Annotated in this window: 20 protein-coding genes; 8 read left to right on the top strand and 12 right to left on the bottom strand. The window is 51.3% G+C overall.

Annotated elements, in window-relative coordinates; translation table 11 throughout:
* Positions 1 to 262: 262 nt before the first annotated feature.
* On the top strand, positions 263 to 976 hold the full coding sequence (locus tag ABD892_RS18200; protein WP_345197420.1) for a hypothetical protein: 714 nt from the start codon (positions 263 to 265) through the stop codon (positions 974 to 976).
* Between the two features lie 43 nt (positions 977 to 1,019).
* Here ABD892_RS18200 and allB (ABD892_RS18195) read toward each other — a convergent pair whose 3' ends face one another.
* From allB (ABD892_RS18195) to ABD892_RS18185, 3 genes are all read right to left on the bottom strand, one after another.
* A complete protein-coding gene (gene allB / locus ABD892_RS18195; RefSeq protein WP_345197419.1) occupies positions 1,020 to 2,396 on the bottom strand; it encodes an allantoinase AllB in 1,377 nt (458 codons plus the stop codon).
* Positions 2,397 to 2,479: 83 nt separating this feature from the next.
* On the bottom strand, positions 2,480 to 3,859 hold the full coding sequence (allB, locus tag ABD892_RS18190; RefSeq protein ID WP_345197417.1) for an allantoinase AllB: 1,380 nt from the start codon (positions 3,857 to 3,859) through the stop codon (positions 2,480 to 2,482).
* Between the two features lie 70 nt (positions 3,860 to 3,929).
* The gene (locus ABD892_RS18185; protein WP_345197416.1) at positions 3,930 to 5,354 is read right to left on the bottom strand and encodes a YfcC family protein; all 1,425 of its coding nucleotides are present in this window, start codon (positions 5,352 to 5,354) and stop codon (positions 3,930 to 3,932) included.
* A gap of 226 nt (positions 5,355 to 5,580) precedes the next feature.
* On the opposite strand from ABD892_RS18185, the gene ABD892_RS18180 reads away from it, so the two are divergent.
* Entirely contained in the window at positions 5,581 to 6,210 is a 630-nt protein-coding gene (locus ABD892_RS18180; protein ID WP_345197414.1) for a hypothetical protein, read from the top strand.
* Positions 6,211 to 6,448: 238 nt separating this feature from the next.
* Here ABD892_RS18180 and ABD892_RS18175 read toward each other — a convergent pair whose 3' ends face one another.
* The gene (locus tag ABD892_RS18175) at positions 6,449 to 7,888 is read right to left on the bottom strand and encodes a YfcC family protein (RefSeq protein WP_345197413.1); all 1,440 of its coding nucleotides are present in this window, start codon (positions 7,886 to 7,888) and stop codon (positions 6,449 to 6,451) included.
* Positions 7,889 to 8,396: 508 nt separating this feature from the next.
* Here ABD892_RS18175 and ABD892_RS18170 point away from each other — a divergent pair.
* Positions 8,397 to 9,626, top strand: a complete 1,230-nt coding sequence (locus ABD892_RS18170) for a hydantoinase/carbamoylase family amidase (RefSeq protein ID WP_345197412.1) — start codon at positions 8,397 to 8,399, stop codon at positions 9,624 to 9,626.
* Positions 9,627 to 9,664: 38 nt separating this feature from the next.
* Here the strand turns inward: ABD892_RS18170 and ABD892_RS18165 are convergent, their stop codons facing one another.
* The 6 genes from ABD892_RS18165 to ansB form a co-directional block, all read right to left on the bottom strand.
* Complete coding sequence (locus ABD892_RS18165; protein WP_345197410.1) at positions 9,665 to 9,913, bottom strand: ribbon-helix-helix domain-containing protein; 249 nt, start codon at positions 9,911 to 9,913, stop codon at positions 9,665 to 9,667.
* Positions 9,914 to 10,113: 200 nt separating this feature from the next.
* Entirely contained in the window at positions 10,114 to 10,785 is a 672-nt protein-coding gene (locus ABD892_RS18160) for a glutathione S-transferase family protein (protein ID WP_345197409.1), read from the bottom strand.
* Between the two features lie 146 nt (positions 10,786 to 10,931).
* Positions 10,932 to 11,963, bottom strand: a complete 1,032-nt coding sequence (locus ABD892_RS18155) for an aspartate/ornithine carbamoyltransferase family protein (RefSeq protein WP_211830417.1) — start codon at positions 11,961 to 11,963, stop codon at positions 10,932 to 10,934.
* Positions 11,964 to 12,063: 100 nt separating this feature from the next.
* Positions 12,064 to 12,834, bottom strand: a complete 771-nt coding sequence (allE, locus tag ABD892_RS18150; protein ID WP_345197408.1) for a (S)-ureidoglycine aminohydrolase — start codon at positions 12,832 to 12,834, stop codon at positions 12,064 to 12,066.
* 280 nt (positions 12,835 to 13,114) lie between these two features.
* Complete coding sequence (locus tag ABD892_RS18145; protein WP_211830413.1) at positions 13,115 to 13,798, bottom strand: GntR family transcriptional regulator; 684 nt, start codon at positions 13,796 to 13,798, stop codon at positions 13,115 to 13,117.
* Between the two features lie 155 nt (positions 13,799 to 13,953).
* On the bottom strand, positions 13,954 to 15,006 hold the full coding sequence (gene ansB, locus ABD892_RS18140; protein ID WP_345197421.1) for an L-asparaginase 2: 1,053 nt from the start codon (positions 15,004 to 15,006) through the stop codon (positions 13,954 to 13,956).
* Positions 15,007 to 15,258: 252 nt separating this feature from the next.
* Here ansB and ABD892_RS18135 point away from each other — a divergent pair, with 252 nt between their 5' ends.
* Positions 15,259 to 16,290: a protein kinase domain-containing protein gene (locus ABD892_RS18135; RefSeq protein ID WP_345197406.1), complete on the top strand. Its 1,032-nt coding sequence runs from the start codon at positions 15,259 to 15,261 to the stop codon at positions 16,288 to 16,290.
* Here ABD892_RS18135 and ABD892_RS18130 read toward each other — a convergent pair.
* Positions 16,287 to 17,363, bottom strand: coding sequence for a potassium channel family protein (locus tag ABD892_RS18130; RefSeq protein WP_345197405.1), 1,077 nt, complete (start codon positions 17,361 to 17,363; stop codon positions 16,287 to 16,289). The genes ABD892_RS18135 and ABD892_RS18130 overlap by 4 nt on opposite strands.
* A 261-nt stretch (positions 17,364 to 17,624) precedes the next feature.
* Here ABD892_RS18130 and ABD892_RS18125 point away from each other — a divergent pair, with 261 nt between their 5' ends.
* The 3 genes from ABD892_RS18125 (at position 17,625) to ABD892_RS18115 (ending at position 20,373) form a co-directional block, all read left to right on the top strand.
* Positions 17,625 to 18,200 carry a hypothetical protein gene (locus ABD892_RS18125; protein WP_345197404.1) on the top strand — a complete coding sequence of 192 codons (576 nt, stop codon included), beginning with the start codon at positions 17,625 to 17,627 and terminating at the stop codon, positions 18,198 to 18,200.
* Between the two features lie 1,167 nt (positions 18,201 to 19,367).
* Positions 19,368 to 19,772 carry a helix-turn-helix domain-containing protein gene (locus tag ABD892_RS18120; protein ID WP_345197403.1) on the top strand — a complete coding sequence of 135 codons (405 nt, stop codon included), beginning with the start codon at positions 19,368 to 19,370 and terminating at the stop codon, positions 19,770 to 19,772.
* Positions 19,762 to 20,373: an IS630 family transposase gene (locus tag ABD892_RS18115; RefSeq protein WP_345197402.1), complete on the top strand. Its 612-nt coding sequence runs from the start codon at positions 19,762 to 19,764 to the stop codon at positions 20,371 to 20,373. The genes ABD892_RS18120 and ABD892_RS18115 overlap by 11 nt, the downstream gene beginning before the upstream one ends.
* 1,325 nt (positions 20,374 to 21,698) lie before the next feature.
* On the opposite strand, the gene ABD892_RS18110 is transcribed toward ABD892_RS18115, so the two are convergent.
* Complete coding sequence (locus ABD892_RS18110) at positions 21,699 to 22,364, bottom strand: SDR family oxidoreductase (protein WP_345197401.1); 666 nt, start codon at positions 22,362 to 22,364, stop codon at positions 21,699 to 21,701.
* A gap of 220 nt (positions 22,365 to 22,584) precedes the next feature.
* Here ABD892_RS18110 and ABD892_RS18105 point away from each other — a divergent pair, with 220 nt between their 5' ends.
* Positions 22,585 to 23,472 (top strand): ankyrin repeat domain-containing protein, encoded by an 888-nt coding sequence (locus ABD892_RS18105; RefSeq protein WP_345197399.1) that lies wholly within the window; start codon positions 22,585 to 22,587, stop codon positions 23,470 to 23,472.
* Positions 23,473 to 23,479 lie beyond the last annotated feature (7 nt).

Raw genomic sequence — 23,479 nt, 5'->3', positions numbered from 1 at the left:
GTTCATTGGGGTATATGACTCCCATGAATTTTGAGTTGGCAAAGGCAGCTTAGGCGGATGTCCATTTTTACTGCTTCAGATCACAGAGCACACCAGCAGCTCTTATCATACCGCTCCCGCCAGTCCAACATCTCAAGCTCAAAGCTTAACGCCTGCGTCTCCTTCAACGCCCCATCATACATTCAGGAAGGTTGCTTTTGGAGAGGCCTCAACACAGACAATATCTCCAAGACACACTTCTCAGGCAGCAACTACCACCCGCATGATCAGGCAGAATTCAGCAGAATCCGCTTACTCACAGTATCGTGACCTGTTTGCTCAACTTTCCCAACAAATACATACTAATAATAACTGTTGTCTAATTTGGGTTAAGAAAAAGTTTAATGTATCGGGATTAAAACACCACTTAATGGACAAGGTTAATCATTCATTTCACGAGCTGAAAGATACCCCAAGAAGTCTTGCAGACGCAAAGGGAAGACTCTGCTGCTTCATCCACATAGTCTTGATCGTTTATGGTAAATACAGAGAACTCTGTATGGATCAAAACAATCAATTAAAACCAGAGTTTATCCAATTATTCAATGAAATAGACACAATACATCTAGATTTATTTCAGAGTATTCATTGTGCCTTAAGAAGTAACAGGCAGTACCAAACAGAAACAATCAAAATCATTGATATTTTAAAAGAACATGAGTTTTCAGAGGTACTCATTAGAGAGCATTTTCCAAGCATCTATCCTTTTTATCATCGCGAAATGGTCGAGAAAGCAGATCGTTATTATCAAAACTATCAGACTTTTTATCCTAAATTCTTGATTAACTTAATCACCGAAGTGAAAAGTGAAGATCGAATCTTTACCAGCTTAAAATTTCAATCAAGTGTTGAAAGCTCTGATACTTCAGTACACAGCGGAACAATGATCCATGCTGATATGGATGTAGAAAGGTCTGTATTCCATGAACAGGAATGATGAACATTCAGGCCTCCCATGTCGGGAGACCTGAATGATTTTCTTACTCTATCATTCTACGAGTGTTCAAATGTCCGCTGCCCGGCTTTGCCAATACTTCACCCTGTCGATAAACCGTGTTTCCTCGCACCAGTGTTTCTACCACTTTGCCTTTTAATCTTTTCCCTTCATACGGGCTGTGGATGCATTTGGCCTTGGCATAGGAATTGGCCCAGGTGTACGTCCATTCGGCATCCAGGTCGACCAGTACAATGTCTGCATCATTGCCCAGGTTCAGTGCGCCTTTGTGCGGCAGGTCGAACCGCCGGGCTGGTTGTGTCGCCATCAATTTCGCCAGTTGTTCCAGACTGACGCCCCGCTTGTGATAGCCCTCATCCAGCATCAGCGGCAGCATCAGATCCATCCCGCCAATCCCCGGCGGCATTTTCCAGATATTGTCGCCATGCTTCAGACGGTCTTCGTCGGTATAGGGCGTATGGTCAGTACCGATCATGTCGAACTCACCGGCCTTGAGCATCTCCCACAATAATTCACGATTTTCCGGACTTCTGAGCGGCGGATTGCACTTGGCGAAACCTCCGTGTTCTTCAAGATCCATGGTATCCAGCACGAGATAATGTGGACAGGTTTCCACGGTAACATCCACGCCCCTTGCCCGTGCCTGTTTGATCAGTGCTCGCGCCTTGATTGTGGATAAGTGACAGATATGCAGACGACACCCGGTGTGTTCTGCAAACAGGATGACGCGACTGATTGCTTCTACCTCGGCTATTTCCGGTCGCGCCTGTTCATGGGCTGTACCATTGAAGATGCCTTTCTCTTCGAATTCTTTCTGGCGATTAAACAGGATATCCGCATTCTCGGCATGCACGCCGACCAGACCACCAAAACGACTGATCTCTTCCATGGATTTCAGCAGGGCGTAATCCGGTGTATGTGGATAATCCGGGCTCGCATAAGGAATAAAGACCTTATAGGCAACACAACCACAGTCGTTCAATTCTTCATAGTGTCCTGTGGATTTCTCCGTCAGCGCCCCCCAGAACGCCACATCAACGACTGTTTTCTTTTCAACAATCTCACGCTTGTATTCAAAGGCTTCCCTGTTCGTGACTGGTGGTACGGAAAGCGGCATTTCAATCAATGTAGTGATCCCGCCTGCCGCCGCGGCCTGGGTGCCAGTGAGATAATCCTCCCGCTCCGGGTAATGCGTCGGCTCCCAGATATGGGCGTGGGGATCCACCATCCCCGGCATAACGACCAACCCGGTTGCATCAATTTCACGACGGGCGTCTGGCGCTGATTCATTGGTTGTGATGGCAACAATTTTGCCATCCTTCAGGGCAATCGCCCCATGAACGACACCGGTTTCCAATACCAGCTGACCATGCTTGATCACTGTGTCTACTTGCTGACTCATAACGGATTCCTTATCACTGTCTTTTACGGACAGCGCAGACAAAAACCACCCTGCCCCTTTTTACGGTTGTTATGTAAACCCTGTCAGAACACCGGCTTGATTAATTGGCCTGAACCGGGCTCTGCCGTTACCTCGCCGTCGCAAAAAACGGTATTGCCCCGAACCAGCGTTCGAACCACCTGCCCCCGAATTGCACGTCCTTCCCAAGGAGTGAGGGCGCTTTTCTGCTTGCCCACAGAACGTGTGCCGTCATACGTCCAGACATGGTCAGGGTCAGCCAGTGCAATATCGGCATCTAATCCAACCTGCAGCGCCCCCTTACGGTGGCCCAGGCCAAAACGGCGTGCCGGAGCACTGCACATCAAACGTGCCAGCACTTGCGGACGAAGCCCCCGCTGGTGCAGACCCGCATCCAGCATCAGCGGAAGCATCAGCTCAATGCCCGGCAGACCTGGAGGCACAGCCCAGATATCACCGTTATGCTTCAGGCGGTCGTCATCAATATAAGGGCAATGATCCGAGCCGAGCATGTTGATCTCGTCCTTAATCAGCATGTCCCAGAGAACTGCCTGATTTTCCCTGCTGCGAATAGGCGGGTTGCATTTGGCAAAGACACCCCAGCGATCCAGATCACTGTCGTCCAACACCAGGTAACTGGGCAGGGTTTCCACGGTCATGCTGACACCCCGGGAGCGGGCGTGACGAATCAGATCCCGCGCACGCCCACTGGAAAGATGGCAAATATGCACATCACAGCCGGTTTCTTCTGCGAACAAGGCAATCCGCGATATCGCCTCCATCTCGGCAATATCCGGACGGGACTGCAGGTGTGCCAGCCCACCATTGATGCCCGCTTTTTCCATGGCTTCCGCAGTGGCATCAATGATGTCCGGGTTTTCTGCATGGAAGCCGATGAAGCGGTTGAATCGCTGCATGACCTTCATAGCTTCGAGCAACTTGTAGTCGGTCAGTTTCGGCGCATCGGGATCTGTGGATAAAAACGTCTTGAACGCCACGCAACCGATATCGACCAGCTCTTCAATACGATCCAGATCATCGGCTGGCAACAACCCCCAAAGCGCGTAATCTGTGACGACCTTGCTGTTTGCAGTCTCATGCTTCAGCAAAAAGGCGTCACGTGTCGTTACTAACGGAATACTAAGGGGCATCTCTACCGTTGTCGTAACACCTCCGGCGGCCGCCTGGCAGGTGCCACTGTGGAAATCTTCACGGATATGTCCAGGACCCGGCTCCTTGAAATGCACATGGGGATCAACAACACCGGGAAACACCATCAGGTTTCTGGCATCGATGGTTTCACTTGCCGGCAGAACCACATCCGGTGCCGTGATAGCGGCAATACGCCCCTCTTTAATCGCGATATTGCCTTCTATACAGCCGGACTCAAGCACCAGGGTGCCGCCGGTAATGGCAACGTCCATCAATTCTGTGTGCGGTGACATAACAAGATCCCCCTATACAGCAACCGTGCTTACAACCGGCATCTGGACGACGCCGGTTATCAACTCAACATCAGAGGCCGAGCCCTATACCCAGGCTCTGCTGCAGCACCAGTGCAAGACTGGAGATCACCCCAAGCACCATCATCAGCGGGAAGTAGAAGCGAATCCATTTCGCGTATTCCACCTTGGCCAGTACCAGGGTGGCGACAAAGAAGCCGGAGGTCGGGAAGAAGATATCGGTCAGCTGACCACCCCAGGCGTTGGCAGAAACAATCACCTGTTGGGGGATATCCAGCAATGATGCCAGCGGTGATAACACCGGCATGGTGAGCACGGTCAGCGCTGTTGCGCCAGGCACGAGGAAGTTGAACAGGGACTGGGTCCAGAACACGCCCACAGCAGACAACGATGGTGGTGTATTGCGCAGGACATATTCGAGGTAGTATACCAGCGTATCAGTAATCACACCGCGATCCATCACCACCGCAATAGCGCTGGCCACACCGCACAACAATGCAGCGACCATCATGTCACGCATACTGGCGTTCAGGTCGTCACAAATCTGCTGGGGGCCTTTACCGGCAATCGCTGCTGCCGTCAGACCAATGAACAGGAACAGGCCACCAATCGCCTCAAATCCCAGGTTATTGATCAGGATCGCTGCAATGGCTGTCGGGAACATGATGAAGCAGGCATAACCGGCCAGAACCTGACGACGTGTCGCGTTTATTTCACCTTCCGGTTCCATCTCTGCCAGTTTCTGGCGCATGACCGTATCAGAATCCCGGCTCAGGCTCAGGTGCGGATTCGTTTTGACCTTCATGGCGTAACGCATGGTGTAGAGCACAGCCACTACCACCACGATAAGCAATACAAGGGCCCGGAATCCGGAACCGGAGAACATCTCCAGCTGGGCAATCTGTTGCCCGACACCGACAGAACCGGGGATGGTCAGACCATAAGTGAACCCCATGCAAGGCCCCAGCAGGGAGACTGCCATGGCCGTCATGCCGTCGTAACCCAGCCGGTAAAACAGGGGTAACAATATCGGGAGATACGCCAGCGAGAGTTCCGGCACCCCGATAAATGCCCCCAGGGTACTGAACAGCACCATGAGAATCGGGATGATCATGATCGCCTTGTCGCCCACGCTGTCGGCCAGCTTGTGGACGCCCAGGTCGATCAGGCCAGCGCGCTTGATCAGGCCCATTCCGCCACCGACCATGAAGGTCAGGAAGACAATGGAGGCGGCTCGCTTGAGCCCATCCGGTACGGCGGTCACCAGATCCATGAAACTGACCGGACTTTGCTCGACCCGATGGTATGAGTCCGCCACCACGAACTCCTTGACGCCATGGGCTGTCTCCACAGTCTCTCGCTCATACATACCCGCAGGGATGATGTAGGTCAGTGCCGCCATCACAAGGATGAAAATCGCCAGGACAATGTAGATGTCCGGCATCTTGAAGGATTTCCTGGGTTTCAACTCAGACATGGGACGCCCCTCGCATTGCTAACAATAAATTTTATAATTGCTAGCAAATATACGCCGGATGCCGTCCTGATCCTTGAGGTAGATCAAATAAGCGATGGATACCAACATCTTCCGTTTACATGGCTGATAGCACTGCAAGGTTCTCCGCTTATGTTTCACTTTCCTTAACAGCCTGCCAAAGTCATCAACTAAACTGATTCATACACCATTTGCCAAGGACTGCCGGATGCCACCCGTAAGGAAAACAAGTAACCATGCCCCGGTTCAGCGTTCAAAAGCCGAAGATCAGGCATTATCAGTAAATAAAAAGGCAGGCAGAACGGTTACCAATACCGGAGAACGCTTCCATCTCCTGAAAAGTCTTTGGCGGTCTATCGTTAACTTTTTTACCTGCCTGAAAAATCGACTGATTCAAAGCACAGAGCCGACGGTGTCCATCAGAATGGGTGTATTGAATAACGATACCCAAAGACACCTCAGCCAAGTCATCAATGCACTCGCCACTGGAGATTGCGAACAGTTTTTAGCGTCAACCTCAGCAGCAAGAATCGCTTTACAGCAACAGACGGGTGACAAGTACGATTTGGGACATTACATCGGAGAATTAACAAATCTGTTTGAAACCATAAAAGATGACCAGCACACCTATGATGCACTCGTTACACAATTAAGCAATTCAGCAATTAAGCAATTCAGCAATTCAGCAATTCAGCAATTCAGCAATTCAGCAATTCAGCATCCAGGCTACATAAACTGTGTGGCGTCATGGAATTCATCGGTGGAGACGTGCGCAATTGGTCACGTGAAGAAGGCATCCTTATATCACTCGCTTATGCCACGACAAGTGTGGTGGTAGAAGAGATTGTAGGTGCTGAACAGGCACAGGCGCTGTCAAAATCCTGGGGTAAATCTGTTCTCAATCAAAACATTTATCAGGAATTGTTAAGTCAGATCCGACGGCACGCTGCATGATAGACTTTTACCCCCTTGAGCTAACACAAAAACATTCTGCATTATCACTCCACACCGTTCACTGGCTGATACTTTAAAATTGGCAGGTATTCAGCCTGCCAATTAAACACTTGCTGCGACGTTTAAAATGGTCCAAGTTCAATCATCCGGGCAATCACCAGACCCATCGTAGCTGTGGTGAGAATCGCGAGGAATAATGGAAAATAGAACTTGATCCATTTCGCCAGGCTAACCTGCCCAATCACCAATATGGCAACGAAATAGCCAGATGTCGGGAACAGAATATTCGTGATGCCATCCCCCCAGTGGGTTGAAAGCACCACCACCTGCCGGGTCAACCCAACCAGGTCTGCCAGGGGAATCAGAATGGGCAGGGTAATCAGCGACTGGCCGCTGCCGGATGGGACCAGAAAGTTAAACATTGTCTGAACAAACAACATGCCGACAGCCGTAAATGCCTGGGGCAGATGCCCCACCCACTCCGCCAGGTGGAAGACGATGGTATCCATGATATTCCCGGATTCCAGAATCACTGAAACCCCACGGGCAATACCGCAGATCATGGCACCGACCAGGATTTCCCTGAAAGACTCATTAAAATTCGCACAAATTTTGTTCGGCGAGAAACCCACCAGCAGGGAGGTAATCACCGCCATCACCACAAACAGGCCAGAGATTTCATCAAAGCCCAGGGCAAACTTCAAAATGGAAGCGATCACACCCACAAACATGATCAGGGTCGCAATGCCTGCAAAACGCTGACGAGAGGTAAACGTCTCTTCACTGCTATCTGCCGCCAGCGTTTGCCGTAACTCCTGATCTACCTCGAAATTACTGCCAGACGCCGGGTTAGCCTTAACCCGTGCGGCATAGCGCATGATGTACCAGGCACACATAAACTGAACCAGGAAATAGAAAATAGCGCGGTACCAGGCGCCGGAAAACATCGGCAGGTCAGCCAGCATATGACCAATCCCCACGGTGGCCGGCGGCGTAATCCCAAATGCAAAGCCCAGTGTTGTAGCGCATAACACGAGACCGGTAGCGGTAATGGTGTCATACCCCAGTTTCAGCATCAGCGGCAAGACAATGGGCAGGTAGGCAATACCCAGTTCGGGTGTCCCGATGAAGGCGGCGATCAGGGAGAAAATCCCCATCAGAACCGGGATCAGCAATTCTGTTCGCCGGCCCAGCACCCGCATCATGGCATTGATGCCCATGTTGATCACACCGGTTTTACGGATGACGCCCACAGCACCACCCACCAGCAAAGTTAAAAACACGACGCTGGACGCTTCTCGTAAACCCACAGGAATGGCAGTCACCACATCCATGATGCCGACCGGCGTCTGCTCCATAACCTGGTAAGAACCGGGTACCACCGATTCCCGCCCATTAGGCAGCACTTGTCGCTCATAAGAACCTGCCGGGACAATCCAGGTAAGAAAAGCCACAAGCACAATAAAGCTGAACAAAATGACGTAAATATCCGGAAATTCGAAACGCTTTTTCCGAGACGATATCGTTTTCTGAACAGGAACGGTGGACGAAATGATCGGCATGACTATCTCCGTCTACGGCTAGTTTTGGTCAGATACCGCCACCCTTCCCGGCAGTTGTTTGTGGTTTCCATTCCGCTTCCGGTATCCAGCGAAATCCATGTCAGGCGTATCCCCATTACGTGCCCGTGACGTCAGCACATCGTCACACATCCAGCATTGCTCGATTGAGCCGTCAGTGGCACAGGAAGGCCTACAGCCCTTCATGCTCTGCAACACGCACCCAAACCTGCTAACAAGTTGCTTATATTTTGTTAGCATTTTGATAAGTAAATCCTCAGCAAACCATGAGACAGGTCAAACAACTTCCGCCTTGTTTCTTGCCAGAATCTATGGATGAAGCAAAGCAAAAAGGTCGCACAGTGGAACAAACACGCTAAAAACAGTGTGTTAAGGCACGCAAATTCATTGCTAGCAATGGATAAGGGCATACCGGTGATCCACTTTTAATCGCGCGACTGCCCCCACAACAAACTGAAGCCGCTTCAGGCCGAAACAGGAAACCATCACCATGGCAGTACCGACCATCAAACCCGAGCGCTTTCTGGCGGATCTTCAGACCCTGCGTCAGTTCGGTGGCCAGGGACATGGCGTGGTCAGGCAATCCTTCTCTGAAGCCGACATGGCATCCCGTCGCTGGCTTCAGACGCGAATGGACGAAGCAGGCCTGACGTCAAAGATCGATGGCGTTGGCAATGTCATCGGCTACGCCCGAAAACCAGGTCGTGCCTTATTGATGGGCTCTCACACCGATACCCAGCCGGAAGGCGGCTGGTTGGATGGCGCCTACGGCGTGATCGCCGCCCTGGAAGTCGCCAGGGCGCTTGATGAATGCCCCGAAACCCGCCACCTGGCGCTGGATATCGCCTCCTGGGCGGACGAAGAACACACGTACCATGGCTTCCTGGGCAGCCAGGGCTTCCTCGGCCTGCTTGACCAATCCGTGCTCTCAACCGCCACACGCAATGATGGGCATCCCTTATCCCGGGCGCTGGCCGATGCCGGCCTGAATGGCCAGCCGGACCATTATGATCCGTCGCGTTACATCGGTTACCTGGAAGCGCACATTGAACAGGGCCCGCGGCTTGAGCTGGCCGGGAACCAGGTCGGTATCGTAACAGGCATCGTCGGTTGCCGAACCCTGGACATCACCTTTTGTGGCGAAGCCAATCATGCCGGCAGTACACCCATGGACAGACGTCGGGATGCGGGTAAGGCACTGTTTCGTTTTGCGAATCAGATGGATACGGTGCTGGCCAGCATGGCGGCAGAATTCACCGTCTGGACCATTGGCAGGGTGCAGTTCTATCCCGGCTCTGCCAGCGTGATTCCCGGCAAAGCCTTCATGCGGCTGCAATACCGGGATACCAGCAGGGACTTACTGGAATTGATGGAAACGGCGGTACGGGATCTGGCGGCACAAATGGCCGCTGAACTCGGCGTAGAAATCCGTGTTCAGCGGCAGCCGGAAACAGAGCCGGTATTAATGAACGAGGTGATGCAGGAAGCGTTAGCCAAGGCGGCAGAACAACACGTTGGGCCACGCTGGATGAAACTGCCCAGCGCCGCCCTGCATGATGCCAACATGTTCGGTCAGGTTATGCCCAGCGCCATGCTGTTTGTGCCCAGCATTGGTGGCATCAGCCACAATTTCGCCGAGGATACCCAACCGGAAGACCTGGTAGCGGGCTGTCAGGTGCTGGCCACAGCGGCCGCGCGCATCATTGCGACACAGCAATAATCCACAGGCCAGCCATTTCTATTGGCCTCATAGGTCAATTAATGGCTGGTCCGTGATTCTTCTCCGCCATTATTCATGGCTTCGACTTTAGCCGCATTCTTTTTCATCTTGGCGATGGCGGACGCCTCATGACTGAAACGGACCTGCAGGCGTCGCTTCTGCTGCTGCAGCTTGTAACACTCCAAGGCCATGCGCAGTAGTTCGCTTTTGCTGACGCCCTCTTCTTTGGCCAGTGTGCTGACCTGGTCGATGAATTTCTGGTTCGCGTTGATCGTGATTACTGCCATGTCGTTATTCTCCGTGAATAGGTTTAAGCCCCATTGATATCACGGTCTGAAAGGGGAATGCATAACCCCATTGTCAGTATGACTAACTACGACGTTGGTCTAACCATCCAATCGACTTATCCACAACAAAAAAGCCCGTGCAGCCGGCACGGGCAATTCACACTATCAGGACATAGACAAACGTTCGTTGTTACACAGCATCAAAGCGATATCGCCCCTTCCTGTTCCAGCGCCAGCCACTCTTCCGGGGTATGACCGATGGGTATCATTACATGTTCGCGATAGGCCGGACGATTGCACAGGTTGTCATACCAGCGGCTGACATGGGGCAGGTCAGGACGCAGGATATCCAGGTAAAAATACCGGAAGGCTGCCGCCCCCAACGGGATGTCTCCCATAGTGAACTGATCGCCGGCAATATAAGGGTTCTCTGCCAGATGATCGTCCAGAACCTTAAAGCTCTCACCCAGCTTGCGCGCCAGATGACTGATCTTGTCCGGATCACGGGCATAGGGTTCGGTTCTGACCGTTGCCATGAACAGGGGACCCAGTTGACGATCAATGGTACTCAACTGCCAGTCCATCCAGAGATCGGCCAGGGAACGGATCTTCAGATCACCGGGAAACAGGTCTCCATAGCCGTAAGCACTGGCGAGATAACGTACCACCGTGTTGGACTCATACAGACAATGCCCATCATCCTGAATGACCGGCACCTTGCTGTTGGGGTTCATCGTTCGGAATTCCGGTGTATCCAGCTGGCCGAAGGAACCACCAACATCCCGACGTTGATACGCCAGATCGAGTTCCCCTATGGCCCACATCACCTTCTGGACATTGCCGGAATTACGGCGTCCCCACACGGTCAGCATTGTTTCACTCTCCCCTAATAATCACGGCATGCCTCATCAAAGCTCGACGGATACTAACAACGATATTGATGGGTTAGATGGGCATTTCAATGGCAAAAAATGACAACGGGGAGGCTCTTGACCTCCCCGTTTCAGGTCAGGTTGGATTAATTCACACCAACCACAGAGGCCAACAACGCCATCCGTACCGCTACAGAGAACTCGATAGCCTTGAAGTAAACTTCGTGGGCGGTCTGGTCGATCACATCATCGAACTCGCCCGGGTTACGAGGCAGGGAGTGGTGGATACCCACGGTCTTGCCGGTCTTGCGCTTGACGTTTTCCAGCATCTCCAGCGAGATGTAGTGGTTGTTCAGCTTGCGCATGAAGTCTTCACGGTTGGGGTCGTCTTTCTTCACGGAGCAGCCGGGCAGGTAAACCAGGTCGGCCTTCACGTCGGCGAACAGCTCTTCGTGCTGCTTGCGATCCAGGTCGACGTGCTCTTCCCAGCGTGCGCCCATGGCGTTCAATTTACGACGAATGACTTCTGGTGTGCGCAGTTCGCTGGTGCCGGTATAGACAATCTTCGCACCCATATTCGCCAGCGCCAGGGCAAAGGACTGACCAGAGCGGGCACGGGACAGGTCCGGTGAAGAAATCACAACGGTCATGTCATCAAAATTACCATCAAACGCGCGGTAGCAGGTATAGCTATCCAGTAGACCCTGAGTCGGGTGGGTCACATGGCCATAGCCACCGGAAATAATCGGGGAAGAGTCACTGCCCAGACGCTCCAGCGTTGGTAACACTTCACCGTCGTCCGGATGACGCATCACGATGACATCGGCGTATTTGGATGTTACGCGTAGACTGTCGTATAAACTTTCATTCTTGGCAGCGGACGAGTTGTGCATCGGATCCGCTTCGGTGATGACCTTGCCGCCGAGACGAATCATCGCATCTTCATGGCTGCAACGGGTACGTGTGGAGGGCTGGAAGAACAGGGTGTACAGCGCTTTCCCTTCCAACAGGTTCAAACCGGTGCGCATGAACGGTTCCAGCATTTCCGCCGCCTTGAACAGATGCGTGATCTGCTCACGGCTGAAATCATCAAGGAACGTGATATTGCGGCCTTTCATGCCGGTGGCGTCGAGGTGGTCACGGATATCCCGGGCTTTGAAGTCTGCAGTAATGGCCATGATGAAAACTCCTGAATGGTCAGAATAAATTTGGCGTTATTGGTATTACAGGACTTGCTTCAGCCCGGCGGCCGGCTCCTCCCCGGCGCCGGGCGGGAAATCAGATGTCTACGTCGCGGTTACAGTCCTTGGAGTAGATATACGTCAGTCGTCCACGGCCTGTGGCATACACCGCCTGCTGGGTGAAGGGTCCGAACCACATGAAGTCTTCCGCCTGAACCTGCACCCAGTCTTCGCCGAGCAGATAAAGACCTTCACCTTCAAGCAGGTAGGCACCGTGCTCCTGGACATGGGTTTCAACAAACGGATGGCTGCCGGAAGGTTCAAAGCTGAGAATGTGCATGTTCATGTCGAAGCCCATTTCAATGGGCAGCAGATCGCGGATGAACACGTTTTCCATGTCATCGTAAAAGACTTCTTCGATATCGTTGGCATTGCCAAAAACGGTGCGGGCACTTTGTCCTTCAAGGGGGATGTAGCGCTGCTTATAGAGCAGTACGCGAAGCGGCTTATCACCAATATTCTGGAATGACAGCGCCTTGTCAGCCGGTGCGAAGGCATAGCCGCCCTGGGTCAGGGTCTGTTCTTCGTCGCCTACGCTGACTTTCAGGGACCCATCACCATCCATGAAGTAAACAAAGCTTTCGATCATTTCTTCACTGGCAAAGGGCTTAGTGGTACCGCCATCGGGCTGCACAGTACCGACATACTGCACAAAGCTGGCGCCCATTTTTGGGGAAGCCACAATGGTCAGCGCACAGCCGTCAAAACCGGGAATGGAATTGATGACACGTCCTTCCGGGGCAACGACCGCATACACACCGTGTTTGATCACTGAGCGGTTTTTTAACAGACCATCTGGGTATCCCATGACACTTCTCCACTACTTTGATTTTCGTTGATACACACAGAAGTCTGTAGCGCCCCTCCAGATTGCTAACAATCCTGCGTGCTTTTGTTAGCGACTATACGCCGGAATGGCGGCTAAACCTTGAGGCAGATCAAAACAATGACCGTGGTCTGCGTAAATTTACGGTAAGCAACGCAAAGCAGCCTGCCAGCCTTAATGGCTGTCAGGCTTCAAATGGACGGGTAGGTAGACGAGGAAGATAACGAACGGTAAAAGCAGGCAGCGGACAGGTATACCTGCGTTAACAGGCGGCCAGCATCTCGGCCAGATCCAGGTTCTGGGATGGTTTTTCTTCCAGATGGAGACGGTTACGGATCTCGTCCAGGTGGCTCCCCATAAACTCGGCGGCGGCATCATGCTGACGTTCACTGATCAGGCGAATCAACATATGGTGATCGTCTGCGGAGCAAGAGGCATCGGCAATGGCTTCATACAGGCCAATGATGAGTGAGCTTCTTGCCACCAGCTCATCCAGCAGCTTAAGCAAGGTGCCGTTGTCGGCAATACGGGCAATTTCCAGGTGAAATTCACCGGAAAGACGCACCATGTCCGGCCGTGAACCCTTGCGGATGGCTTCATCTTCTTTCGCGCTGATTTTTTCCAGCCGCTTGAGCCCCTTGCTGTCGATACGATCAATGGCCTGACGCACCAGGCCTATTTCAATAATACGACGTGCGTCAAATACCTCGCGGGCTTCCTGCTTGCCTGGCTGAGCCACGCAGGCCCCTTTGTTGGTCTGGATAACCACCACATTACGGTATGACAACTCCACCAGCGCATCACGCACATGGTTACGGTTGGCATTCAGGGTTTCAGCCAGCCGGGTTTCCACCAGTCGGGTGCCTGCCGGCAGGCGTTGCTCGATGATCGCTTTGTAAATGGTATTGACGATGCGGCTGACTTCGCGCGCTTTGAACGTAGGCATGACTTTCTCGAAGATCAGTGAACCAAATGCTGATCAGCACCCGATCAGCTACCACGCATTGTAGAAAATTGTTAGCAAAAAGTGGAGTGATTCCTGCATTACCGCCAGGTTAACCGATGGCTCCCCGGCGATAATGTTTTGATGTGATCAGGGCGTCAGTAGGTCAAGAAATAGTTCTGAATAGCATCCCGATCCGTGGTCTTGGTCAGCGCCAGTTGCAACAGCACCCGGGCTTTCTGGGGATTGAGGTGCAATGACGCAATAAAACCGTACTGCTCATCATCGACTTCACCCGCCATCGTGGTGGAACCACTGTTTGCACGGGAAGAACGCACGACTCGAACGCCGTCACGGCTGGCGTTGACCAGGGCATCCAGCACATCACAGTGAATGTTGCCGTTACCCAGCCCGGCGTGAACGATACCCTGGTATCCGGCGCCAACATACGCGTTGACCGGCAGCGGGGAGCAGTTGGAGTATCCGAAAACAATGCCCACCTGTGGCAGCTTGTCGAGGCCGGATACATCGAACTCTGACGTCATGGTGTGATGCATTTCAGGACGACGCTGGAAGGTCACAATGCCATCATGCACATAGCCCAGGGGACCGAAGTTTGGCGCCTGGAAGGTATCCACACCGGAGGTGTGCATCTTGGTGACATCGCGTGCGCCAAAGACGGTGTCATTCATGACCACCATCACACCCCGGTCAACCGCTTCCGGTGAAGCCGCCGTCACGGCCGCGTTATACAGGTTCAGGGGACCATCCGCACTGCGGGCAGTCGCCGGACGCATGGCGCCTGTCAGCACTACCGGCTTGTTCGAGTGTACGGTCAGGTGAAGGAACCAGGCGGTCTCTTCCATGGTGTCGGTGCCATGGGTGATGACGATGCCGTCGATGTCATCCTGAGCCAGCACGGCGTTAATCCGTTTGGCCAGGGTCAGCCAGACCTCGTCGGACATATCCTGGGAGCCAATACTAACCACTTCCTCGCCGGTGATATCCGCCACGTCGTGCAGCTCCGGCACTGCCTCCAGCAGCTGCTGAACACCGAGCTTGGCCGACGTATAAGCACCACCGGTCTGGGACTGACCTTCGCCGGCAATGGTGCCGCCGGTGGTCAGGATGGCGATCCGGGATCTCTCTGTTTTTTGCATTCCTGGAACCTGAATAACGAATGAATCCTGAAACCTCTGGGCCTGAGTCATCCTGGATGACAGGGTAATCAGACCGGGTTCCCCCCGATATGCCCCGATCATAGGTCAGGAAAACAGCTATTCCTATACGTGTTGACTACCCGAACCGACCCGAAAACCCTCTGGCTAACTTAGTGATAGCAGATCAGACGCTCTCTGCGGTGTTTACGATTAAAAGCCGGAACGATTGTTGAAATAGCTATAAAACCCCTGTGTATAACTATCTAAAATTATAATGAAGCGGACGCAAGGACATGGCGATTCATGCCCAAAATAGTGAAACATGGGATTACAAACGCTCCCCGGGAATACATCAAGAACCGGAAAGCAAAACAGTCCTTTTTTAGACTACGCGGGCTCACAGCGCTCAAGCGAGCATTGCACCACTTATTCAGAGGGAAATCCTCTAAAACACCATCGGTCCGGACACACGAGAGAAAAACAACACCACTTCCCGGCCTGCCGCCACCGACCAGCCAATTCCAATTCATAAAATCGATGGGTACAGGCAATTTTGGGAAGGTCTGTGAAATCAGGGAATTCGGGACAGGTCGTCACCTGGCCGCCAAATTTGCCAGCGCCGATGCCAGTCGACAGGCCACGCTACACGCCGAGATACAGAACGAACGGGACATCATGGGCATTCTGAGCAAACCAGGACATCCCAATCTGACCACACTGCAAGGCACATTGTCAGAGAACAATGTTACCTATCTGCTGATGGACCTGGGTGGCCCATCCCTGAGCTCGCACCTCGCAGCGGGCAAACGATTCACACCCACCCAGGTCGCCAGCCTGATGAAGCAACTGATTTCCGGTATCGGTTATATGCGCAGTCAGTCCATACAGCACAATGATATTCGGGCAGATAACCTGCTGTATGACGGAAATGTGCTAAAAATCTGTGATTTCGGAAGGGCGACCAAAATGGGAATACTCCAGCCAACGGTCGTGCTGAATTACATGCCTCCAGAGGTCCTGTCCGGATGTCGCAGCCACAATCTCGACATGTGGTCTGCCGCCTGTCTGATGGTTGAGCTCCTGCTGGGCGAGCAACTGGTTACCCGCCAGCAACTCAATGTCAACGATAACAACCACATACCATTGAGCAGAGGCGACAGGAATCAGATGATACGCCGTCAGATCACAGAAGCGGCACAGCGGATTGAAGCCTGTGCCGGCAAAGATGCCGCGCAGCTGTTCCGTGGCATGACCAGGCTCATGAAGTCTCGTATTACACCGGAAGAGGCCCTGAAAAGCCCCTTCCTGGCATGGCTCCCTACGACTGCGGTTTAGGCTAGCTCTGCACTGGCATCGACAATACGGTTCCAGTCAATTTCACCCGCATGCAGCCGCTGCCCTGCCATGAAATAAAGAATCTGCCCCGGTGTTACCGGGTAGTCCGCATCCGGGTTCAACACCAGGTCATCCCCTGTCGCGCTATTGGCAACCCCAAAGAGCAACGCATCATGCTGCTGCTTGAACCACTGCAGCAAGGTACTGAAACGGCAGGCAACAAATGACGGCGGCACCGTCATGCTGTACTGGGTCGGCCCGGAGAGGGTATTGAGCAACTGATTCTGCACACGAGAAGAACCGGGATCCTGAGAGGAACGCACCAGCATCTCGATGGAGATATTGGCATGGGTTTCCACCTGGGGGGCATGCACAGAAAGCAGGTCCGCCATTTCCCTGCTTTCAAAATGGCTGACCACATGCGCCGGGGTACCATAACCGGTGACAGCTAACGACACCGTTAGTGTATTGTCATCATTCATGCCGTAGATAATGACACGGTCAGCATCACTCAGCGCCGAACGGGTAAAGCAGTCCTCGGAAGTCAGGCTCTCGGAGCGGACAAAATGTACCTGGCCCGGCATGGGGTTTTCCATATCATCGGCTGCACACAGAACCACATCACGCTTCTGCCGCTTACGATCACCGAAGATCAGCTCCAGCATGCGCCGGGTGCGCTCATGGTGCCAGCCAAGAATCACGATATGTCCCTTCAGCTGCCCGCTGAAATCGGCTCTCCCCTTCACGTTTTTTCTCCAGTAATTAACAACAACCGACGTCAGCTTACCGATAAAGCCGGCAAACAGAACCACGCCCCCCGGCACCAGCAGGATACTCGCCAGTACACGCCCCGTTAAGGTCACCGGGGAAAAATCCCCATAGCCAACCGTACTGGCGGTTACTAGGTAAAAGTAAAAAAACACATCCGGCTGTACCAGCGCATATTCACCGGCCAGCGCCAGCAACCCCCAGGACAGGAAAAAGTGCACCAGCAAGACGACGATCAACGCCAGCCAGCTCAGTCTGAGCAGCTGCAGGTTGAGAAAACGCATCATACGACCAACTGTATGCATAAATAGCAGGCCCCTTGGCTGTCAGCGAAATAGCTAACTATCCGGAAATCAGTCGGTTATTACAATGTCGCTAACCATCATGAGGTGACGGTGTTGTATAGGTGGCCAATCATAAGGCCCAGGGGAACCTACACGGAACGGCTCAATGGGAACTTAACGGACAACGGAGCATCCAAGATGCGTAATCCGATCAGCACATAATATGGCTGATTACCAACCCGTGCCGCATCGGCCAACAGACAGTCACCTATGGAGATGAAAATGGAAAAAAATGCTTTTATGCGCCCTGAATCACCTCCCCCCTATAGGGAAAGGGAAAGCGATCCCGTCCTAAGTCGCCAGACTTTCCCCTCACCACCGGCTTATTCCGGAGAGGGATCTCCACTACCTCCTAAGCAGCATCCAGATGAGCCACCGCCAGCCTACAACGGACACTCTGTAAGCGCCCATGCTCCCCAACCTCAACAAATACCTCCTCCGGCATACGGTGCACAACAACCAGAAGCACGTCATCTGTGTGACTATTGTTGCTTTGCACTAAAAGTTGCCATCACTCCCTTGGTGTTTGTACTCGGAACAGGATTTGGTGCCATCGTTGGCTTGATTGGAGGATTCATTGCTGGCTTTGGTTCTGCATTTGAACATTGCTTGGATAATGAATGCACCCTTTGTTGCACGCTGACCTGTCTACCATTGGTCATTATGTCAGCCACCATCAGAGGAGCAATAGTAGGCTGTGTTTTCGCCGTTGGAGGGTTAGTGTCTGGCGGGTATCTGTGTTGCTATTATTGCTTATGGCACCCTGATGAAATGGAACAACGACTAAATAGACAATAATGATGCATCACGTACGTTATTCCCCCAGACAACCAACGAAGCTATTGATGATACGCTACAGACAGTGCACCTAATTCCCAGGAAACAGCGTGCGCTTTTTAATTAAAAATACTCTCAGATCATACGTATCAAATATCTATTGCTTCAATGGGAACTTAACAGCCAGAGGAGAGTCCATACACGCAAGAATCTATTCGACATTTAACATTGGGTGGCTGGCATAGGTGGGTGAGCCCCGCACTACCGAGTCACGGATGGAGGTGCCAATGAACAACAGACCCGTGGGATCACATGCTCCTTATACCCCTCCTGCTGGAGGAATACCTCGTTCTGGTGCCAGGCAGACTCCTGACGAGCCACCGCCCCCTTATGCTCCTCCAAATGAAGGACAACCTGAATCTGCCCCCCCTCAAAATCCTAACACGCCGGATGAGCCGCCACCCGCTTATCCTTATCGGTCACTCCCCTCGATACCAAACGCGTTACGAGAAGATATACGGAGGAATCCAGCACCGCCGTCCCTCGCACCGCAGCCACCCGCTTATAGTGAAAAAGATCCACACGGGTATAGACAAGCAAATCCACCTCCCGAGTACAGGCGAGAGCTACCAGTGGATCGTCGTCATATAGCGGCACGTCAAGCCAGACATGCTCCTCCAGTTAACTATGTGAATCAACCACCACCGGGGGCGGGTGGGATGCACGCAGCAGATTGCTGCTGCATTGTACTGAAAGTTATTATCACCCCCATCGTATTTATCATCGGGACAGCATTCGGGGCAATCTATGGTCTGGTTTGTGGTCTTATTGCCGGCGCGTATGCCGGTTATCAAATTTTCTGTGACCCCGACTGTTGTGGCCCCTGCTGCAGGTATCTATGTTGTCCGTGCATCGTATTGATGACGGCATTGTTTTCAGTCAGCTTTGGATATCTCTGTATTTATGAAGGGGCGATACTCACTGGTTACCTTTTTTGTAACTCCCTGTGGAATGATGAGGGTATTTTCTACTATCACCCAGGAATCTCTATACCACTCCTTCCTCTGCCGACTGTTGTATGTACCCGGCCATAAATATTCTGTCATTTTATAAGGACAAATTGCACCAAGGTACATCTACTGTTTGCGTATTATATGACCTGATAATTTTCAGGAAGTTTCAGTTAAGATGAAATTTGTTCAGCCAGTCTCTGATGTTGAGAGAGCCAACCTTAACGAACTGTACAGAAATCATCCGAAACACCAGGTCAGAAGAAGGGCTCATGCCATTCTGAGCAGTCTGGAAGGTTTTGCGGTTAACGATATCAGCCGACTCTTCAACGTTGACAGGAATACTGTCTGCACCTGGTTACAGCTTTGGGAATTGAAGGGGGTTCCGGGCCTCCTTCAGCGTCACAGACCCGGTCGCCCTTGCATACTGGTCCCGGTTGATGTGAAAAGGCTGGCAGAACTGGTAAAAGACGAACCCCGCCAGATCAAAGTCGCCAGTGCCCGACTGGCTTCAGAAACCGGTAAGAGCTTCTCATTGCGAACGGTGACGCGCACGCTAAAAAAAACTGAATTTGACGTATAAGCGATGCCGTCGCTCCTGCAAACACAAACGCGACCAGAAGGCATTTGAGCAGAGATATGCCATTCTTAAGGCGTTTCTTGACGCAGAATCGAAAGACCAGTGTTCTCTGTATTATTTTGATGAATCCGGATTCAGCCTGATCCCTAATGTGCCTTATGCGTGGCAGGAGATCAGCGAAACACTGGCTATTCCTTCACAACATTCCCGGCGGTTGAATGTGCTGGGTTTCCTGAGTCAACGTGGTGAGCTGCATTACTCTGCCACAGAAGGGAAGGTGACCAGTGAGGTCGTCATCGCAGCCTTCGATGATTTTATTCAACAGACAGATGACGACAAACCACGCGTTATTGTCATTGATAACGCTTCCATGCATACCAGCCGGTTATTCCGGGAGGCGCAGGATAAGTGGCTGGAGAAGAATGTGCATATTGTCAGGCTGCCAACGTATTCACCAGAGCTCAACCTGATCGAAATACTATGGAGAATGGTTAAGTATTACTGGGTAAATTTGTCAGCCTATGTTGACTTTGATTCTCTGAAAGAGGAAGTGATACGAGTACTGAATGACTACGGTACCAAATATGAGATTAATTTTGTCTGATTACTTAGATGTCTTACACTAAGAAGAAAGCCTGCACCAGACAGGCTTAAAGCTTTGATATTTTCTATTCGGTATGAGAATAAAAAGAACCCAGTCGTTATAGGGTATCTGATAACAATATCAGTTTTTCTTCTATCCACGAAAAGCTGCAATAAAGCCATATCTATTTCCCCAAAAACCAATGCCGTTAGAGAACTATTTTTCCATTAACCAGTCTTTATTAGCAGTAATAATATAATGTTTGATAATTACCGCAAACAATACATGCTCAACCATCGATTAAATACACATCGTACGTTTGACTTAAACACGCTGTATTTTATGGAAAGTGATAATGACTTTAATAGTCTTTCAATACGGCCTGTCGAACTTTTTCCAGACAGCTTTTGTCCAAACGTGTATCTAATAAATATTTCTTTTCATCAAAGAATAACAATTTCCGACTGAATCCAAGCACTCACATTCAGAGGTTTGTTATATTATGCATCGCAATATCGAATGGCTAACCCCCAGTAGCTCAGAGCCTCATGAGCTACGTCCCCCTCAGCAAGGTACAACCCGGTTCGCCGGTATCCCAGTTGAACAAACTGAGTCCCAGAACCTCGAGCAACCACAGACGGAACATCACAACAGAGATTGCAAGGCCTTGTGTCTTTTCGTTTGCAGGGTTGTGGCTACTGTACCAGTCTTCGTGGCAGGCACTGTATTTGGCACTATCCATGGTATAGTGTGCGCTCTGGTGCTGTCATTAGAAGTAGCCTGTATATATTTCACTCACTGCTGTGAGGATTCCTTGAAGACATGTTGTATAACATCCCCCTGTCAAATGCTTGCCTGCTTGATAGTAACAACAATGGACATCGGAATAATTATGTTCTGTGTTCCAGTGACTGGATTTTCTTTAGGTGGTTATAATGCATGCTTACTCTTATGGAATGAGACCAGCGTTGACGAAATGACCATAACGCATAAAGGAATGACACAGCTGAAACTGATAAATTCATCAATGAACCGGTATGTTAATGAGCGTTTTGACGAAATAATTAGCAGCGTTGAAGAAAGATCAAATAATACCCCCTAAACAAAAAAACAATAGCGAATATGCCATAGACTTAAAGCACAAACAGGCATATATATCTGTTATTTAAGAAGCAACGCCAAGCCTATCACGAACAATATTGAAAGCGCACAAATCCATGAGATTAAAAAAAACGCCTCCGGGCAGAGGCGTGAAGGGGGTTTACAATGCCTGTCGGGGGACATGTCGCATTTGCCGTTTCATCCTATCAGGTACAACCTGAACTCTCGCTGAACGGAATATATAGTCACCATGGCAACGCATCACCATTTGCGTGGCGGAAACAGCCGCTGGTTTCAGACGTCAGTTCCTCTATACGTTGAGCCAACCCGGCAGCGGCCTCTTCCGGCGTCACATCGCCCGAAAATTTCACCATGCGGGTCTGAACAAAACCGGGATGCAGCAATGCAACAGAAATCCCCTGTGGCGCCAGGTCATGGGCCAGGGATACCCCGATAGCATTCAGCGCAGCCTTGGAGGCACGGTAACCGTAATAGCCCCCAGAACTGTTGTCCCCCATGGAACCCATCCGACTGGTGATCATGATCACCTTGCTGCCTGACGTCAGGTTACCCAGCAGCTGCCAGGTGATCCGCAGCGGCGCCAGGGTATTAACGTTGAACTGCCGCTTTACCTCGCCAAAATCCATATTCTCAAGTGATTCCGATGTGAATATCCCGGCATTATTGATCAATATATCAATCGTTTGATCACCGATCTCATCGGCCAAACGTGAGACATCGGCCGCCTCGGACACATCAATACCACTGATGACCTGATGGGCAATCGACTCCAGTTCGGCAGAACTACGCCGGCAAACACAAATAACCTGATCGCCCTGTGCCACGTAATGGCGAGTCAATTCAAGACCGATTCCCCGGTTTGCTCCGGTGATGACAACCGTTCTGTTCATGAATCCAATCCTCTTAGGCCTGTATCCTGATCATGTGCGTGCCTTATGGCGGGAGTCCGATAGACTGGCCGCACAAACATAAATCACACAAAAACTTATCCCAGACTATCAGAAACACTAAGCGGTTGGTTACCGGAACCAACCGAAAGTCACAAACTGTTTTCGCCCTGTTCGGTCTTATAACCAATACGTTAATAGTACAGATCAAGACAGAAGAGTTATGAAACAACCCGAAAAAACCGGTCAAGCCAGCCTTCCCAGTATTAGCACATCAGGAGAGCCTTTACTTCCTGTAACCGCTGTATCGCAAGGGAGAACTCTTCAGCGCACCGATCCGTCCATCCCTATTCTCGTCAAGACTTATCCTCGCGACATACCCCAGGAAACTAAACGCTATAGGTGTTTCCTGCCAACGGAAGATAGCCGCTTTCAACCTGATATAAACGGCGAAACGCCTCTCACAAGAGCGCTTTATGAGCATATTGAAGATAAAACCCATCAAAGAATCGACACGATTAGGCAGAACATCAATGTCGCCATGCTGGATCTGTTCACACTGCATCAAAAAAATCCGGTTGCCGCACAAGTTGTCGTTAATCAAGCGGATGATGAGGGTGACACAGCGCTGGTTTATGCCTCAACTTTCGGCATGGCTGATCTATTCGAGCCACTATTCAAGCTCGGGGCAAACCCGGGCATTGAAACGAAGAGACGCTCTCTGTTTCTGCTATTCAACACACAGAATAAACTTCCCGGCGTTAGCTTGGCTACAAGCGCCTTAACCTATCTATATGCCATGAAAAAACATTGTCAATTTGATATTGCCTCTGAGCTGAACAGAATGAAAGTCACAAAATCCCAATACTCAGATAGTCAATACGACAGTATTCTGCACAAAGCCATGATATGTAGCCCACCAATAGACGGCATTGGCCACGTCATTAATCAATTGTTAGAGTATGATGCAGACCCAAACCAGATCAATACAAAAGGGCAGATACCTTTATATCTAGCAGAGCATTTGCCCAAAGAAGAACCTGATTACCACTGTGGCTCAGCCAGCTTGAGAAGCCTTGCTGGCATGGGGCAGGTTCGCGCAGCCATGTAACCCAGCC

Source organism: Kistimonas scapharcae, assembly GCF_039540975.1.
Classification (GTDB): domain Bacteria; phylum Pseudomonadota; class Gammaproteobacteria; order Pseudomonadales; family Endozoicomonadaceae; genus Kistimonas; species Kistimonas scapharcae.
The sequence above is the reverse complement of the archived record's forward strand: the minus strand, read 5'-3'. Positions and strand labels throughout refer to the sequence as shown.